Annotated in this window: 12 protein-coding genes; 7 read left to right on the top strand and 5 right to left on the bottom strand. The window is 35.3% G+C overall.

All coding sequences use genetic code 11. The features are described 5' to 3' along the window. Window positions 1-64: 64 nt before the first annotated feature. Both clpB and B8977_RS00485 read right to left on the bottom strand, forming a co-directional pair. Entirely contained in the window at window positions 65-2,674 is a 2,610-nt protein-coding gene (gene clpB, locus B8977_RS00480) for an ATP-dependent chaperone ClpB (protein WP_084015317.1), read from the bottom strand. Between the two features lie 77 nt (window positions 2,675-2,751). Beyond that, window positions 2,752-4,548 (bottom strand): glycoside hydrolase family 15 protein, encoded by a 1,797-nt coding sequence (locus B8977_RS00485; protein ID WP_084015318.1) that lies wholly within the window; start codon window positions 4,546-4,548, stop codon window positions 2,752-2,754. 78 nt (window positions 4,549-4,626) lie between these two features. Here B8977_RS00485 and B8977_RS00490 point away from each other — a divergent pair, with 78 nt between their 5' ends. From B8977_RS00490 to B8977_RS00510, 5 genes are all read left to right on the top strand, one after another. Next, window positions 4,627-6,825 carry a bifunctional alpha,alpha-trehalose-phosphate synthase (UDP-forming)/trehalose-phosphatase gene (locus B8977_RS00490; protein ID WP_084015319.1) on the top strand — a complete coding sequence of 733 codons (2,199 nt, stop codon included), beginning with the start codon at window positions 4,627-4,629 and terminating at the stop codon, window positions 6,823-6,825. Between the two features lie 81 nt (window positions 6,826-6,906). After that, window positions 6,907-8,559, top strand: coding sequence for a glucose-6-phosphate isomerase (gene pgi / locus B8977_RS00495; protein WP_084015320.1), 1,653 nt, complete (start codon window positions 6,907-6,909; stop codon window positions 8,557-8,559). Continuing rightward, entirely contained in the window at window positions 8,559-9,467 is a 909-nt protein-coding gene (locus B8977_RS00500) for a hypothetical protein (protein ID WP_084015321.1), read from the top strand. The genes pgi and B8977_RS00500 overlap by 1 nt, the downstream gene beginning before the upstream one ends. A gap of 10 nt (window positions 9,468-9,477) precedes the next feature. Next, on the top strand, window positions 9,478-10,434 hold the full coding sequence (locus B8977_RS00505; RefSeq protein WP_084015322.1) for a hypothetical protein: 957 nt from the start codon (window positions 9,478-9,480) through the stop codon (window positions 10,432-10,434). A gap of 125 nt (window positions 10,435-10,559) precedes the next feature. After that, window positions 10,560-11,330 carry a hypothetical protein gene (locus tag B8977_RS00510; protein ID WP_084015323.1) on the top strand — a complete coding sequence of 257 codons (771 nt, stop codon included), beginning with the start codon at window positions 10,560-10,562 and terminating at the stop codon, window positions 11,328-11,330. A gap of 198 nt (window positions 11,331-11,528) precedes the next feature. On the opposite strand, the gene B8977_RS00515 is transcribed toward B8977_RS00510, so the two are convergent. Together B8977_RS00515 and hemH are read right to left on the bottom strand one after the other, a co-directional pair. Further along, the gene (locus tag B8977_RS00515; protein ID WP_159447430.1) at window positions 11,529-12,545 is read right to left on the bottom strand and encodes a glutaminyl-peptide cyclotransferase; all 1,017 of its coding nucleotides are present in this window, start codon (window positions 12,543-12,545) and stop codon (window positions 11,529-11,531) included. A gap of 2 nt (window positions 12,546-12,547) precedes the next feature. Then, window positions 12,548-13,540: a ferrochelatase gene (gene hemH / locus B8977_RS00520; protein ID WP_084015325.1), complete on the bottom strand. Its 993-nt coding sequence runs from the start codon at window positions 13,538-13,540 to the stop codon at window positions 12,548-12,550. Window positions 13,541-13,776: 236 nt separating this feature from the next. Here hemH and ruvB point away from each other — a divergent pair, with 236 nt between their 5' ends. After that, the gene (gene ruvB, locus B8977_RS00525; protein ID WP_084015326.1) at window positions 13,777-14,802 is read left to right on the top strand and encodes a Holliday junction branch migration DNA helicase RuvB; all 1,026 of its coding nucleotides are present in this window, start codon (window positions 13,777-13,779) and stop codon (window positions 14,800-14,802) included. Window positions 14,803-14,860: 58 nt separating this feature from the next. Here the strand turns inward: ruvB and B8977_RS00530 are convergent, their stop codons facing one another. Next, window positions 14,861-17,032, bottom strand: coding sequence for a T9SS type A sorting domain-containing protein (locus tag B8977_RS00530; RefSeq protein WP_084015327.1), 2,172 nt, complete (start codon window positions 17,030-17,032; stop codon window positions 14,861-14,863). A gap of 576 nt (window positions 17,033-17,608) precedes the next feature. Between B8977_RS00530 and B8977_RS00535 the strand changes: the two genes are divergently transcribed. Beyond that, window positions 17,609-17,887: a co-chaperone GroES gene (locus B8977_RS00535; RefSeq protein ID WP_084015328.1), complete on the top strand. Its 279-nt coding sequence runs from the start codon at window positions 17,609-17,611 to the stop codon at window positions 17,885-17,887. Window positions 17,888-17,889 lie beyond the last annotated feature (2 nt).

The raw sequence follows: 17,889 nt of genomic DNA on the forward strand, positions 1-17,889 counted from the left end.
TGAAAACAAAAAAATCCCGTTGGATTGCTCCAACAGGATTTCACAATGAAAAAACTTAACTTAATTATTTAACATTGAATATTAACTTACTTTCTCCTTCTTTTTCCGGGAAATAATCGATTAAAACGACACTGTTGTCATGAATATTTCCTTTCAGAATTTCTTTTGATAATTCATTCAAAACATCATGCTGAACGACCCTTTTCAACGGTCGTGCTCCAAATTGCGGATCATAACCTCTTTGCGAAATATAATCCAACGCTTCCTGAGTGATGTCCAAAGTAATATCACGTTTTGCCAATTTTTTTGCCAATTCGTCAATCTGGATTTTTACAATTCCTGAAATCTGACTATTGCTTAATGGTTTGAACAAAATAATTTCATCAATTCGATTCAAAAATTCCGGACGGAAATTTCGTTTCAATTCTTCAAAAACTTCAGATTTCGTTTTGTCATAAACGTTCCAAACATTTTCAGAATCCACATTTTCAAAATTTTCCAAAATGATATGTGAACCAAAATTCGAAGTCATGATGATGATGGTATTTTTGAAATTCACGACGCGCCCTTTGTTATCGGTCAATCTTCCGTCATCCAAAACCTGCAGCAAAATATTGAAAACATCCGGATGCGCCTTCTCTACTTCGTCCAAAAGCACGACCGAATAAGGTCTTCTGCGCACGGCTTCCGTCAATTGCCCGCCTTCATCATAACCCACGTATCCCGGAGGTGCACCAACCAAACGGCTTACCGAATGACGTTCTTGGTACTCGCTCATGTCGATCCGGGTCATCGCATTTTCATCGTCAAAAAGAAATTCCGCCAAAGCTTTCGCCAATTCTGTTTTTCCAACTCCCGTCGGACCGAGGAACATAAATGATCCAATCGGTTTTCCTTCATCGCTCAATCCGGCACGGCTTCTGCGGATCGCATCTGCAACTGCCTGAATCGGTTCATTTTGTCCGATGACTCTTTTATGCAGTTCATCTTCTAAATGAAGCAATTTTTCGCGTTCGGTTTGCATCATTTTATTGACCGGAATTCCCGTCCATTTAGAAACAACTTCCGCAATATCTTCAGAATCAACCGCTTCTTTTACCATTTTATTGGTTTGATTGTCCGCCAACCTTTCTTCTAATTGGTGCAATTTTTCTTCTTCATTTTTCAAAGATTCATAACGGATGCGCGCTACGGTTTCATAATCGCCGCTTCTTTCGGCTTGTTCCGCCTGAATTTTCAAATCATCAATTAATTTCTTGATTTCCTGAACGTCATCTGCTTTTGATTTTTCTTCTAACCATTTGGCATTTAGCTCAGTACGTTGTTCTTGTAAATTGGCTAATTCTTCTTTTAAAAGATTTAATTTCTTTTCGTCATTCTCCCTCTTTATCGCCTGAATTTCAATTTCCAATTGAATGATTTTACGGTCTAAATTGTCAATTTCTTCCGGTTTGGAATTCATTTCCATTCGCAATTTTGACGCAGCTTCGTCCATCAAATCAATCGCTTTGTCCGGTAAAAATCGATCTGAAATATAACGTGTTGAAAGCTGAACGGCAGCAATAATTGCTTCGTCTTTTATTCTGATTTTGTGGTGAACTTCATATTTTTCTTTGATTCCACGCAAGATAGAAATCGCAGATTCTTCATCCGGTTCCTCCACCAAAACCTGTTGGAAACGACGTTCCAAAGCTTTGTCTTTTTCGAAATATTTCTGGTATTCGTTCAAAGTTGTGGCACCGATTGCCCGCAATTCCCCCCTTGCCAATGCAGGTTTCAGGATATTTGCAGCATCCATGGCGCCTTCGCCGCCGCCGCCAGCTCCGACCAATGTGTGAATTTCATCGATGAATAAAATGATGTTTCCGTCAGAGGAAGTTACCTCTTTGACAACGGCTTTCAGACGTTCTTCAAATTCACCTTTGTATTTTGCACCGGCAATCAATGCGCCCATATCGAGCGAAAAAACATATTTGTTAGCCAGATTTTCAGGAATATCTCCGCTGATAATTCTATGTGCAATTCCTTCAGCAATCGCAGTTTTACCCACGCCTGGTTCACCAATCAATATTGGATTGTTCTTGGTTCTTCTTGAAAGAATTTGCAAAACACGGCGGATTTCTTCATCACGTCCAATCACTGGATCAAGTTTTCCTTCGCGGGCCAGTTCGGTTAGGTTTTTGGCGTATTTATTTAATGAATTATATGTTTCTTCCGCATTTTCGGAAGTTACTTTTTGTCCTTTTCTCAATTCATTTATTGCTTGAAAACTTCCATCGTAAGTTGTTCCTTGGTCTTTTAATAATTGAGCAACATTGGAATTATTTTTCAAAATTCCTAAAAGCAAATGTTCCAGACTGATGTATTCGTCTTTCATCTTTTTCGCTTCCTCCATAGCGGAAATGAGAATTTTGTTGGCATCGTTGGAAAGATGATTTCCGGATCCGCCCTGAACTCTTGGAAAACGTGAAATTATGTCAGTTAATTCATTTTTAATATGCTCTACATTTCCACTTTGCTTCTCAATGATAAAGTCCAAAACGTCTTGTTCGGTTTCCATCATTCCTTTCAAAATATGTGCAGGTTCGATGGCCTGATTTCCGTTGCCCAAAGCAATTTGCTGTGCTTTTTGAATGGCATCTCTTGATTTGATAGTATATTGATTAAAATCCATTTTTTAAGTTTAATTTCTTATTCAATATCAAAATTAAAACCAATCAGAATTTATGCCATTTTGACAGAAATTTGACTTTACAAATTCTTCAACTCCTCCTGTTCACTGATTCCACCAGAAATATTGATCGCTGTCTGAATTAGTGCTAAATGTGAATATGCTTGTGGGAAATTTCCCAGCAAACGCTTCGTTTCAAAGTCAATATCTTCACTAAAAAGTCCTAAATGATTGCTGTAAGATAGGATTTGGTCGAAATACTGAATCGCTTTTTTCTTTTCTCCGATTTTGTACAAGCTATTGATGAACCAAAAACTGCAAATGGTAAAAGACGAGCTCGGCAATCCGAAATCATCGCGGTTCTTGTACCTATACATCAAACCATCTCGCAAAAGCTCTTTTTCTATTGCCTGTACCGTGGAAATATATCTCGGGTCACTGGCTTTGATGAAATCATATTCTTCCATCAATAAAATAGAAGCATCCAAATCAGGTGAGCCGTAAGATTGTGTATAGGCTTCCACATCCGGATTCCAGGCATTTTCATAAATATCATTGTAAATATTATCGCGCAATTCAGTCCATTGTTCCATCATTGAAGTTTTATGAATGAGCTCCGCAATTTTGATGGCGCGGTCAACCGCAACCCAGCAAAGCAATTTCGAAAACGTAAAGTGTCTGTCTTCCGCACGGTGCTCCCAGATTCCTTTGTCGGGTTTCATCCAGTTTTCTTCGACCACATGTACGCTCTGACTTACAATCATCCAAAGTTCTTCGCTGTGTTCCAGTGAATTTTTAAAATAAAGAAATTGTTTGTAAATGATTTCTATTAAAATTCCGAAAATGTCATTCTGTTTTTGAATGTAAGCCGCATTTCCAACTCGTACAGGTGTTGAATTTTCATAACCTGAAAGATGTTCCAGTGTATTTTCAGTCAAAATGGTTTCGCTGTTGATTCCGTACATAATTTGCATTTTATCGCCTTTGTTGGCAACTGTGCTTGTTATGAAATTCATAAATCTCTGCGCCGAATCGACGTGTCCCAATTCAAACAAAACCTTCAATGCCATTGAAGCATCACGAATCCAACAGAACCGGTAATCCCAATTTCTTACTTCGCCGATTGTTTCCGGAAGTGAAGTTGTTGCTGCAGCCAGAACCGCTCCCGATTTTTCATAAGTGAGCAATTTTAAAACCAATGCACTTCTGCGGATTTCTTTGTTATAAAGTTTATAATTGGTTGTTTTTTCTGACCAGTTGAGCCAATAAGCATAAGTTCTTTGGTATTGCAGAAATGCCCTTTCTATGCTTTGGTCAAGGATTTTTTCATAATAACTCATCAATAAATATGAATCTTCCGTAAGTGTAATTTCTTCCTCATTTAAAATCGAATCATAATCAAAATTGGAATACATATAAACCGAGTCGTACATTCCTTCCAAAGTGTGGCTTTTTATATAACCATCTTTGATTCGGCTGATGGTTTCTTCCTTCGCATAACCAATTTTAGGATTGTATTTAACTTTGAATTTCGGAATTCCTTTCAACGGGACTAAATAACGTATGATAACCAGCGGCGTATTCAATTTTCCATTATCATCATAATATCGAGGCATAAAATCACGCACTTCAAAAGCCGCATCGAAACTTTCAAAATGCGTGACAAGGATATTTGTTTTGGGTAAATATTTCTGCGAAATTTTATAAGAATCATCAACTTCAAAACCGAAACTTCCGCCTTTTTCTTCATCAAGCAATTTTGCAAAAATCGAAGGAGAATCAAACTTAGGCAAACAGCACCAATCTATGGAACCATTTTTGGAGATTAAAGCAGCAGTTAAACAATTACCGATGATACCATAATTCAAATTATCCATTTTAATTTTTTAAAGCTTTTAACCAATTATTGAACCGTAATTTAAAAAATTTAATTCACTGCGTAAAAGATTTAAACAATGAAAAACAAAACCATTATCGTCTCTAACCGGCTACCTTTGAATGTATCAGTGGAACAGGGAGATGTTAAAGTTTTTCCAAGTGTAGGCGGGCTTGCGACGGGAATGAAGTCAATTCACCAAAACTCGGAAAGTTTGTGGATTGGATGGGCAGGTGTCGCTTCGGATGAAATCGATGAAATCACCGCTGAAAAAATTAAAAAATTATCCATCAAAGAAAAGTGCGTTCCCGTTCCGTTGACGCACCAGGAATTGGAGGAATATTACTTCGGATTCAGCAACCGTGTTTTGTGGCCGCTTTTTCATTATTTTATGGAATATGCGGATTATGACGAAACCCATTGGGAAGCCTACAAAAAAGTAAATGAAAAATTTGCGGAAATTATTCTTGAAAATTTAAACGAAGGTGATAAAATCTGGGTTCACGATTACCAATTGCTTTTGCTTCCACAAATGATTAAAGACAAAAGACCGGACATTTCAGTCGGATTTTTTCAGCATATTCCTTTTCCTTCATATGAAATTTTCCGAACGGTTCCATGGCGCGAAGAAATCTTGAAAGGAATGCTGGGAGCAGATTTACTTGGATTTCATACGTATGATTACGAGCGTCATTTCATCAGTTCGGTTAGCCGGATTTTGAGATACGAAACCAATATTAATTCCATCCACGTGGGAAGCCGCACCGTAAAAGTAGATTCGTTTCCAATGAGCATCGATTATGAAAAATTCCATAATGCGGCGATTGAACATCAATTGAAAAATGAAAAAACTTCGCTTCAAATTAGAATAGACCAATACAAAGAACTGGTTCCGGATTCGAAATTAATTCTTTCAATTGACCGTTTGGATTACACAAAAGGAATTGCCCAAAGACTAAAAGCGCTTGAATATTTTTTAGACAAATATCCTCAGTTCACAGAAAAAGTAAGGCTCATTATGCTGGCGGTTCCTTCTCGTGAAGAAGTGCCTCAATATCAACATTTAAAAAAAGAAATAGATGAATTGGTCGGAAGAATTAATGGTAAATTTTCTACGCCCACCTGGACACCCGTTTGGTACTTTTACCGCTCGCTTCCATTTGAAGAATTGATTGAATTATATACTTCTTCTGACGTTGCTTTTTTAACGCCCATTCGTGACGGAATGAATTTAGTGGCGAAAGAATACATCGCTTCCCGGACTGACCAAACCGGAGTTTTGATTTTAAGTGAAATGGCGGGCGTTGCACATGAGATGAACGATGCCTTGCTCATTAATCCAAATGACGACAAACAAATGTCAGAAGCACTGAAGCAAGCTTTGGAAATGCCTTTGGAAGAACAAATCTCCCGAAATAAAATCATCCAAAAAAGAATCAAAAGGTACAATGTGGACAAATGGGCGGAAGATTTTATGGAAGCATTGGATGCGGCGAGTCAGTTGAAAGAAGAAAATTTAACCCGATTTTTAGGTGCAAATAACCTTGAAAAAATCATTGAAAAATTCAATCAATCTGAAACCAAAATATTTTTTCTCGATTATGACGGAACGCTCACAGGTTTTCATGCAAATCCCGAAAAAGCATTGCCAGACGAGGGAATTTATCATATTTTAAATGAATTGATTCAAAAAAATGTGAAAGTTGTCATCATAAGCGGGCGTGGAAGATTTTTTTTGGAAGAACAATTTGGACATCTTCCGGTCGATTTGGTGGCGGAACATGGTGTTTGGATCCGAAGAAAAAATCCGGAATGGAGAATGAGCCAAAATCTGGATACACATTGGATGGAATCCATCCGTCCCATCATTGAAAATTTTGTGGACAGAACGCCTGGTTCATTTCTGGAAGAAAAAGAATTTTCACTTGTCTGGCATTACAGAAAAGTCGCACCGGGACTGAGTGAAAAAAGAGCAAATGAGCTCAATAATGTTTTGACCGGGCTGTTGGCAAATAGCAATATCGGCGTGATGCCTGGAAACAAAGTTTTGGAAGTTAAAAATGCAATTGTAAATAAAGGCAGCGCAGCAAACAGCTTTCTTAGCAAACCTTACGATTTCATTTTTGGGATGGGAGATGACTGGACGGATGAATATATTTTCCGTGAACTGCCCGAAAGCGCCATTACGGTAAAAGTCGGAACCGAAGAAACTGCAGCCAAATATTACATCGAAAATCAGGAAAAAGTAAAAGATTTATTGAGAAAATTTATTCTTTAGAAATTTAAGTAATATTTCACATCTGTAAGGATTCGCAAAAGCTTAAATGCATTATTTTTGTTAATTAATCTTAGAAAGAACATGTCTTTACACAAAATAAATCCTACCGAAACGGCTGCCTGGAAAAAACTAAATTCTCATTTTGAAGAAATTAAAAATCAAAAATTGAGAGATTTATTCCAAAATGACAAAAACCGTTTCGATAATTTTCACCTGAAATTTCAAGAATTTTTATTTGATTATTCTAAGAACAGGATCGATTCTGAAACCATAAATTTATTGGTGGAATTGGCCAATGAATGTGAGCTGAAAGACGCAATTGAAAAACAATTTTCAGGCGGGATAATCAATGAAACCGAAGGCCGCGCAGTTTTGCATACAGCACTGAGAAACCGCGACAACCGTCCGGTTTATGTAGATGGAAAAGATGTGATGACTGAAGTAAATGTCGTTTTGGAACAGATGAAATCTTTTTCGGACAAAGTCATTTCAGGCGAATGGAAAGGATTTTCAGGAAAAGAAATTACAGATATCGTCAACATCGGAATCGGCGGTTCAGATTTGGGACCTGTAATGGTTATAGAAGCATTAAAAAAATACAAAACAAGGCTTAGCCTCCACTTTGTGTCGAATGTGGATGGAACACACATTGCAGAGACTTTGAAAGAATTAAATCCTGAAACCACACTTTTCATCATAGCTTCTAAAACCTTTACTACACAGGAAACTATGACCAATGCGTTGACTGCAAGAGATTGGTTTTTGAATTCTGAAGCAAATGAAAATGATGTTGCCAAACATTTTGTGGCGCTTTCTACCAATAAAACAGAAGTTGAAAAATTCGGAATTGATTCAGCCAATATGTTCCAATTTTGGGATTGGGTTGGAGGACGATATTCACTTTGGAGCGCAATCGGATTGAGCATTTGCTTGGGAGTTGGATTTGAAAATTTTGTGGAATTATTGGAAGGCGCATTTGCAATGGACAACCATTTCAGAAATGAAGATTTCAATGAAAATATTCCGGTAATTTTAGCACTTTTAGGCATTTGGTATAATAACTTTTTCAATGCTGAGAGCGTTGCGATTTTGCCTTACGAACAATATTTATCAAGATTTGCGGCTTATTTTCAGCAAGGTGATATGGAAAGCAATGGAAAATACATTGACCGTAACGGAAAATCTGTTGACTATCAAACCGGTGCGATTATTTGGGGTGAACCCGGAACAAACGGGCAACATGCTTTCTATCAATTGATTCACCAAGGAACGAAATTGATTCCTTGTGATTTTATGGCTGCGGCAAATTCATTGAACCCGATTGGCGATCATCATGCTAAATTGATGTCAAATTTCTTTGCGCAAACAGAAGCTTTGGCTTTTGGAAAAACGGAAGAAGAGGTAATTTCTGAATTGAAAAGCCAAGGAAAATCGACTCCTGAAATTGAATTTTTGAAACCATATAAAGTTTTTGAAGGAAATAAACCGACCAATTCTTTTTTGTATAATGAACTAAGTCCAAAAACTCTGGGAAGTTTGATTGCGATGTATGAGCAGAAAATCTTCGTTCAGGGTGTGATTTGGAATATTTTCAGTTTTGACCAATGGGGCGTGGAATTAGGGAAACAATTGGCAAATAAAATCCTTCCGGAATTGAATTCCGATGCAGAAATTACTTCGCATGATTCATCTACAAATGGTTTGATCAACGCTTACAAACAAATGAGAAAATAATGAGGTTAACGTTTCTGTTCATTTTTTTATACACTTTTTTATCGGCTCAAAGTCATTTGAATGATTTTAATTTAAAAGGGAAGGTCAGGAATTTGGAAAGTACAACTTATTTATTTTCAGACAAATCAAAAACAAATCCTTCCGGTTTTTTGGACAGTGAAAATTTTGATGCAATTAAATTAAGTTTTGACCAAAAAGGAAATCTGATTTTGTGTGAAAATTATTTGGATTACCAAGGGAAATTGGGTTTGTTTGACAAAACGATTTATCAGTTTAATTTTTCCAATCAAATTGAAAAACAGGAAACTACGCTCATTCAAAATGGTGAAGAACCTAAGAAAATTTCGCAAAGAATTAAATTTTATTATTTGACCAATCAACTGATTCGCAGAGATGAATTCAATTCAGGAAGGACTACAAATCAATTTTGGGTGATTAACCATATTTACAATGGCAGCAGGCTGAAAAAGAAAGAATTTTGGATGGATGATGAAATTTTTTCTACTTCAGAATTTGAATACCGGTTGCAAAAAATTATTTCTGAAACAACGATTCACAACAATGGAAAGAAGGGTCAAACCATTAACTTTGAATACGATGAAAACCAAAATCTGACGCATAAAACGACCGAAGCAGGCAATGAAAAGACGATTGAAACGTTTAATTATGATAGGCATGTGTTGAAAGAACGTGTGGTTAAAAATAAAAAAGAAGAAATTCAATTGAGAGAAACATTTGATTCGAGCCAACTTCCGGTTTTAATTGAAAAAATGAATTACCGCAAAAATTTGTTATCAAAATATAAATTTGAATATGAATTTGACGCTCAAAACAATTGGATAAATTGTGTAATTTTAGAGGACGAAATGCCGAAGTTCAAAATCATCAGGACAATTAATTATTATTAAATAAAAATTTATGGAATTAGAATCATCCAATACAAATCTAACCAACCATACAACCCCACCTAAGAAAACTAAAGAATATGTAATCATCGGTATTTTGAGCGTTTTGCTTTTGGGAAGTGTGGGTTACAATATTTTTCAAAGCCAGAAAACAGAAGAAAATACGCGCTTGTTTGCAATTGATTTGAAAGACGAAGAAAATGCAAAGATTTTGCTTCAGAAAGAATTGGATTCGCTTACCGGTGAATTTGAAAAAACAAAAGAAGGAATTGATGTACGTGATTCGCTTTTGTCTAAAAGAGACGCGGAAATTTTTGACAAACAAAGAGAAATTCAAAACATACTCAACAAAAACGATGTTACCCAATCTGACCTCAAACAAGCGAGACGAATGATTGCGGCTTTAAATGCAGATATTGGAAGATTTAAACAGGAAATCATTGTGCTTAAACAACAAAATGATTCGCTTACGGTTGCAAATACGACGCTAAACGATGAGAAAAATACGATTTCAGAAGAATTAAATTCCGAAAAAGAAAAAGCACAGGAAACGGAAGCCAATGTTCGTAGCACATTCTCTATTTCTAATTATAAACTAACTGGTTTACAGGTGAAAAAGAGTGGGAAAGAAGTTGAAACTGATAAAGCAAAACGCATCGATAAGCTTCGTGTAAGTTTTGATTTAGATCCTAATACTTATGCAGAAACGGGTGTAAAAGAGATTTTCATTGCGATTTATAAACCTGATGGAACTTTAGGTAAATTCTCAGATGCGTCGCCAGGTATTTTAGATACTTGGTCGCTGGGTCAAGTGTCTTATTCTGACAAAGTTAAATTTAATTATACAAAAGGTTCTAATCAAAATATTTCGTTTGACTGGGAAGATTTTGAATTCCCAAAAGGAACTTACAAAATCGATTTGTACCAAAACGGATTTAAAATCGGACAGAAGTCATTGGATTTGAGATAATTTAGCGTGAGTCAAGAGAAATGCCAGTGTTGTTATTTTGTAAAAATTAACACTCTGGCATTATTTTTTGTATATAAATTTTAACAAGTATTAAAATTTACAATTGAATCTTAAATTCATGAATTATGAGCACAAATGAAAACACTTACAATATCACGACGTCGGTTTACAATCCGCAGTTAAGAACACTTATGTCCATAAAAGATTTTGGTACAGGATTGGAATCTTTCAAAACCAAAGTACATGATTCCACTCAAAAGTTGATTAAAACTTACGAAAACGGAATTGTGATTTTAGAAACAGAAGGAAATAAAGATTTTCAGAATGAATGGAATGATTCACTCAACGAAGTACGGGTTCATTCCAATCATTTGAACCAATATTTGGAGGTTGCCAAGGAAAAGTCAGAACAAAACAGTGATTTTCCCTTTAAAATTCTTTGGCAAGAATTCGAAGAAAGACTTAAATCATTAAAAGTATCTGCTCAAAAATTTGAAAATACAGGAGCGAAGGCGCTTCCGGCAGATAAAAAAGAGAAATGGGGAAATGAGTTTGAAATATTTGAATCAGATACAGAACCCGAAATCGAGCGAAATGCGAAAGCGGTTAAGCTAATCCTTCAGTTCATGGTCAGGTATTCGCCACAAGAATTGGATAAAATTTCACATATTATATCTGAAACGACACCAGAAGGTTCAAGCTTAAAAGAAGAAAAAGATTATGAAGCTGCATTTTTGAAATATTTGAAACAATTTCAAAAAGAATTTGAAGCGAAAGATAATCTATTTGACACCATCATGGAAATCCTTGCCGGAGGAGTACATCCATCTCCATCTGAGCGCGTTATGCTTGATAAATGGATTGAAGGAGAAGAGAAAATCCGTGAGGATATGTAAAATTTTGGCTTTCATTTGTGATGAATGATGGAGTTAAAACATTAATTATCAATTACCTTTAGCAAAATCATAAAAATGTCAAGAGAAAAAGAAGGTAAAAAGAAGTCGGACAAAACAGCTCCCGCAAAGTCTCAAAAAGAAAAGAAAGCTGATAAAGCCGCCAAGAAAAAGGACAAAAATAATCGCAGCGATTAAACTCTATTTAACAGACAATTCGTAAATCTTATTCCAATTTTTTCCGGTTACCAAAATGTTGTTTCCGTAAGCAGCAATCCCGTTAAGTACATCATCTGAGCCTTTGGTTTGTGAAAGTGAAGCAAGATCGTAATATTGCTCAACTGCTCCGGATACAGGATTGATTATCAGTACGTAATTTGTCTGCCAAACATTGGCATAAATTTTATTTTGGATGAATTCCATTTCATTCAATTGGTTATAAATTGAAGCATAACCTGCAATTTGAATTTTTCTTTGCAGGTTAAATTTTTCATCAAAGAAATAAATATTCTGTGTTCCATCGGCGACAATCAATTCTTTACCGTTGGTTGTGATTCCCCAGACTTCTTTTAAAATAGAGGGCAATTTCAAAGTTTCAATCAGTTCAAATGTCTTTTCATCGTAAACAAAAATATCACGTTCACGGTAAGTCAATTGGTAAATTTTGCCATTGAGCAAAGCGGCGCCTTCTGCAAAAGAACGATCATCAAGTTTTTTCTCTTGTAAATAATTCGTTGAACCTAAATTATATGTAACCAATTTAGATTTTTTATATTGCCCTGCACTTTCGAAAATCTTGTTGTTATGAAAGAAAAATCCTTGCGTGAAAAGTTCCTGAGGATGCGGATATTCTTTCACCACTTCAAATTCTACCAATGTTTCTTTGAATGAATTTAAAATCGGAACGTTTGTTTCGCCTGAAATAGAATTATTTTCAAGATTAACTTTAATCTTTAAATTATTGATTCCCAAAGAAGTATTCGTAGAATCCATAATTGTATGATTTTTCAAAAGTTTGCCGTTCCAAATAATTTCAACCGATTTTACCAAATCTTCATTTTCAAAAAAATAAACATTCAAACTGTCGCCCAAACGAAGTCCGTTGTGTTGGATTTCGTAAAAATTAGATTTAAAATCAGAAAGGCTTTTAGGTTCATTTTTACACGAAATGATTGTGATTAACCCAATTAAAACAATAATAATTTTAAGTAATTTCATTATTAAGATTTTGAAGATTTCCAACCATTTATCCATTTCAACAAAACATCAATCCACGGACCGGTATCATTTAAGCATGCTAGATACGTGTAATGTTCACCTCCGTTTTCCTCAAAAATTTCCATACCGCCCATTGCGATCTCTTCCAAAGTTTCCAAACAATCCGACACAAATGCAGGCGCTACAATCGCAAGATTTTTCACGCCTTCAGCAGGAAAGTCTCTCAAAATAAAATCGGTATAAGGCTTTATCCAAGGATCCTTCCCTAGTCTTGACTGAAAAGAAACAAAGATTTTATCCTCCGGCAATCCCAATTCCTGACGAACCAATTCAGTGGTTTCATAACATTGGTCACGGTAAGTTTTGATGTTCAAATCAGGATATTTCTTGCCTTTTGCAATGGCTTTGTTGTCATGTCTTTCCGGAATTCCGTGAAATGAAAACAACAATTTATCATAATGTTCCGGCAGTTGTTCTTTGATTCTGTCCGCCAAAACTTTGATGTAATCGGGACGGTTGTAAAATGAATTCAGGAAAGTCAAATTCATGTCTTTGAAGAATTTTTTCTGGAGTTCATTCGTTTTCAATACTACTGTTTCCGTAGAACTCATTGTATATTGCGGGTACAATGGAATCACCAAAACTTCGCGAACGCCTTTGTCATGCAATTCCTGCATCGCACTTTGGATGGAAGGATTTTGGTAACGCATCCCCAAAGCAATCGGTAATTCTGACTTTGCAGCAATTTTTTTCTGAACACGTTTCGACAAAGTGATCAAAGGCGAACCTTCTTCCCACCAGATTTTTTTGTAAGCCTCCGCTGATGCCGCAGGTCGCGTCGGAAGTATCGCCAGCTCTACCACCAATTTCCGAATGAGATATGGCGAATCAATTACCAGCGGATCCATGAGGAATTCGCGCAGGTATTTTTTTACATCTTTGACGTCGGTAGAATCGGGGGAACCCAAATTGATTAACAATACTCCTTTTTTCATGTGTCTATTTTATTGTTTTTTAATGGTCACATGGAATCTGCAATGCTTAAAATAATAATTATGTTTTGTCTCTAGGATTATTTTAAACATTTCGATTTCATCTGAGGATTTTATTTTATTAAATCAAAATGAAATCTTTTAGAATCCATTCAGAAATAAATTACGTAATTTGCTGTAAAAATAAGGGATAAATCTCTAAAAATCGAGATGATTTCTGTTTGGTAATAAATTATGAAATGTCAGACCTACTCAATCCTGAAAAAGACAATTTTTCGGAAGAAGAATTAAGAATCGAAGAACAATTTCGTCCGCAGAGTTTCAATGACTTTACGGGGCAAATGCACATACTCGATAATCTCGAAATTTTTGTCAAAGCAGCCAAATTGCGTGGTGAAGCATTGGATCATGTTCTTTTGCATGGTCCTCCTGGATTGGGAAAAACGACTTTGGCAAATATCATTGCCAATGAATTAGGCGTAGGAATTAAAATCACTTCAGGACCCGTTTTGGACAAACCCGGAGATTTAGCAGGATTGCTTACGAATTTGGAAGAAAATGATGTTTTGTTCATCGATGAAATTCACCGAATGTCGCCCGTGATTGAGGAATACTTGTATTCTGCCATGGAAGATTATAAAATTGACATCATGATTGAATCCGGACCCAATGCGCGTTCCGTTCAGATTGGTTTGAATCCATTTACGCTGATTGGCGCAACAACTCGTTCCGGTTTATTGACGGCTCCGCTTCGTGCGAGATTTGGAATTAATTTCAGATTTGAATATTACCATCAGGAATTGTTAAGTACAATTATCCAGCGAAGCTCACGCATTTTGGGAACTCAAATTGAGGAAGATGCCGCCATTGAAATCGCAGGAAGAAGCCGTGGAACACCGAGGATAGCGAATGCTTTGCTGCGTCGAACGAGAGATTTTGCACAAATCAAGGGTTCTGGGAAAATTGACCATAAAATAGCAGAATTTAGTTTGTCGGCTTTGAAGGTCGATCAAAACGGACTGGATGAAATGGACAATAAAATCCTTTCCACCATCATCGATAAATTCAAAGGCGGTCCGGTTGGAATTTCTACAATTGCCACTGCAGTTGCAGAAAACATAGGGACTTTGGAAGAGGTTTATGAACCTTATTTGATTCAGGAAGGTTATCTGATGCGTACGCCTAGAGGACGTGAAGCCACTGAAAAAGCGTACAAACATTTAGGGAAAATCAAAGCGAATCCGCAAGGAGGATTGTTTGGTTAATTTAAATGAAAAATCCCGCTTATGAAACGGGATTTGAGAAATTTATGTAATCAGAAATCTATTTCTTAATTACTTTTTTGGCCAATGTTTTTCCATTACTTTCAATTGAAAGTACATAGGTTCCTTTTGGTAAAAAAGAATAAAATAAAGATTTAGAATCAGTTGATTTTTTATTTTGTGCACTTATGATTCTTCCTGTCAGATCGGTTAATTTAACAATATAATCACCCTTTATATTTTTTGGTAATTGAATGTTTAAATTGTCATTAAAAGGATTTGGATAAACTATGAAATCATTATTTTCATGAATTTCCTCTGCTTGCAAAGTGCTGTTTAGTTTAAATGCAGGTGAGATTGTTTGTGTTTGTTTATTTCCTGCGGCATCTGTGCAGATTACTTTTACATCATACCAAACGTCATTTCCTTGCGGTTGAGGGATTTCGGCAAGTGAAGCCTCATAATAATCTCCAAATTTAGGTACAAAAAAATGTTCAGGGTAATTGGTCAAAGTAAGCTGACTCCATTCCTCTTGGTTGTATAGACTGTAAAATAGTTGAACAGAATTCCCTTCGTTATAATTATAAACAAGAAATCCACTGAAATTGAAATCACTTGCAGCAAGCCTGACAAACCCTTCTTGTCCTGACATAAAATTGTGGGTTATCATATTATCCGAATTTCGGAATTGCAGCATTTGAAGACTTGGTGGAAAAGAATCTTCATTGTTATTATCAAAAAAAACTTGGGTAATATTTTTTCCTTGAACTCCATCGACCATTGTATTGGGATTGATGATTTTAATTTCAAATTGATTTGGAGTATTGAACATCGGATCAAGAGTCAAGGTTATATAATCGCCTGCGAATATTGAAACGTTGTCACGATAGACTTCAATCTCAGCGGAAATAAAATCACTTTCTCTAAATTCACCATATCTACCTATCGCTCCTGCAATAAAAATATTGGAAAAAAATGCAGTGTTTATGATTGGTATATTATTACCATATACCATTCCTTGTGACTCGTGTTTGGTAAATGAAAATTTAGGATGAAAAGGTATGTATTTGGTTCCTTCGTCAGTCCTATTCAAATAATTATTTAGCAAATAATCATTTAAGCCAATTGACTGGTCTCCATAAATGATATTGTTTTGAGAGTCCAGTGTAAATGCAGTTCCTTTATTGAAGAACTGTATACTACCATAGGATTTTTCAATGATACCAGGAGCAATTAAGGTTTTAGTTATCTCTCCATTTAAATCGGGATTGATCATTGACTTAAAACGAGATCCCGGTTCATACTCATTCCCAATTATAGTAAAAGCTATAAAAGTTCCAAAGTTTTGAAAAGTATTTATAACTGTAAAACCTGAAGTAATCTCTTCTTGAGATTCTTCGGCAATTATGCTTGATTGAAAGGGTTTTTCTTCATGATAAACCATATTATCAATTTGATTAGGAGTTGTCATGGATTCCGAAATTCCATTTAGTAATTTATATTTAGGGAAATAATGAATCCCTGTAGACGCCTGTGAAAACAAATTGAAGTTCATGGTATAGCGGTCACTCACATCTGATATATAATAAGCCCAAACAGGATCTTCAGATGTTCCCGAAAACCAAAGAGAGCTCTGAGAAATGAGAATGTTTGGGTAGTTGTTAATTAAGATTTCATTATTTGCCATTGCATAATCAGCATTTGTTGCAGGAGATAAAACTTCTCCGTATTCATTATAAATTTCATTTACAATCTTATTCGTAGCATCAGCCTTGTTTATAGTTATTGAAGAATTTTCGCTAATATTTACTTGTTCTTTTATTACATACCTTCGAGTCGTAGCATAGTAATTAAAAGTTGTAAAAATATCATAAACACCAGGTTCCAAATTAAAATCTGCTGAATTTTGTCCATTATAGACGTGTCTGGACCACAATCCTGTTTCATTATAAATCAGAACGTTGACACCTGTATGACCTCCAGATACTAAATTGACTGTAAAATTTACATTTAAATCATTTCTTTGGGTTGATTCATTTGTCTTAGATACATAAATTTTTTCGTCAGGTGAATCAAAAAAGACATCATAATTTTGTTTGTCAAACTCTAACTTTGCCTGAACATTTTCTGATGAAGTTCCGTAGCGGTTCTCAAAAAAGACATGTTGCGCGTAAACGCTTGATGTTAAAATTAGAACAATTACCGCAATTAGTTTAGAATAAAAGTTTTTCATAATGAAGAGATTTAGATAAAAGATTAAAATTTAATAAGCATAAAATAAACAAGTTAAATTTCCATAAAGAGTTTTATTAATTTGAGTTTAAAATTCCTAATATAATGTAAATAAAGCAAATAGAAAAAAATAGATAATCAAATAATCCCAAAATAATTCTATAAAATCAAAAAGTTTACTTCGTTTTCTTGAACGAATATTTTTCTGTCACTTTCAATGGAAAGCATAATATGTTTTCATTGGAACTGACATTATAATAATTGCCTTTAATTCGAATCCCGACTATCAAATTTAATCTTGTATTGTTTTTCTATAATTAATTGACACTTAAAAAAATAAAAAGTGAGTAGTTGAACAAAATACAATATTTCATAACAAACAGTTTTAGATTAATTATTAGATGAAAAATTGATAAAGGGTTGCGTTAAAAATTTTGATTAAATATAAATTTCTGCCAACTTGTCATTTGTTATAATTTAATAATTCCAAAATGTCATGAATATGGCATTGGCAGGTTTTTTGTCAAATATGAGAAGTCGAATTAAAATTAATTAGTTAAATATAAAACAAGCGAATATGTCAGAAATTACAATTAAACCATTGGCAGACAGAGTAGTGGTTGCGCCTTCACCGGCTGAAACACAAACTGCATCAGGAATTATCATTCCGGATACTGCAAAAGAAAAACCACAGCAAGGAGTTGTTGTCGCTGCAGGTGCCGGTAAACCGGATGAGCCTATGACTGTAAAAGTAGGAGATAAAGTTCTTTATGGTAAATACTCAGGAACTGAATTGAAATGGGAAGGAAAAGATTATCTTATCATGAGAGAATCTGACATCCTTGCAATAGTTTAAAA

The sequence above is a fragment of the Moheibacter sediminis genome (genome assembly GCF_900176425.1).
Taxonomy (GTDB): Bacteria; Bacteroidota; Bacteroidia; order Flavobacteriales; family Weeksellaceae; genus Moheibacter; species Moheibacter sediminis.

Excerpts from the sequence above, each read along its gene's own strand:
- B8977_RS00535 (WP_084015328.1), top strand. The coding sequence starts at position 17,609 with ATGTCAGAAATTACAATTAAACCATTGGCAGACAGAGTAGTGGTTGCG.
- pgi (WP_084015320.1), top strand. The coding sequence starts at position 6,907 with ATGTCTTTACACAAAATAAATCCTACCGAAACGGCTGCCTGGAAAAAA.
- B8977_RS00510 (WP_084015323.1), top strand. The coding sequence starts at position 10,560 with ATGAGCACAAATGAAAACACTTACAATATCACGACGTCGGTTTACAAT.
- B8977_RS00490 (WP_084015319.1), top strand. The coding sequence starts at position 4,627 with ATGAAAAACAAAACCATTATCGTCTCTAACCGGCTACCTTTGAATGTA.
- B8977_RS00485 (WP_084015318.1), bottom strand. The coding sequence starts at position 4,548 with ATGGATAATTTGAATTATGGTATCATCGGTAATTGTTTAACTGCTGCT.
- clpB (WP_084015317.1), bottom strand. The coding sequence starts at position 2,674 with ATGGATTTTAATCAATATACTATCAAATCAAGAGATGCCATTCAAAAA.
- hemH (WP_084015325.1), bottom strand. The coding sequence starts at position 13,540 with ATGAAAAAAGGAGTATTGTTAATCAATTTGGGTTCCCCCGATTCTACC.
- ruvB (WP_084015326.1), top strand. The coding sequence starts at position 13,777 with ATGTCAGACCTACTCAATCCTGAAAAAGACAATTTTTCGGAAGAAGAA.
- B8977_RS00515 (WP_159447430.1), bottom strand. The coding sequence starts at position 12,545 with ATGAAATTACTTAAAATTATTATTGTTTTAATTGGGTTAATCACAATC.
- B8977_RS00505 (WP_084015322.1), top strand. The coding sequence starts at position 9,478 with ATGGAATTAGAATCATCCAATACAAATCTAACCAACCATACAACCCCA.
- B8977_RS00530 (WP_084015327.1), bottom strand. The coding sequence starts at position 17,032 with ATGAAAAACTTTTATTCTAAACTAATTGCGGTAATTGTTCTAATTTTA.
- B8977_RS00500 (WP_084015321.1), top strand. The coding sequence starts at position 8,559 with ATGAGGTTAACGTTTCTGTTCATTTTTTTATACACTTTTTTATCGGCT.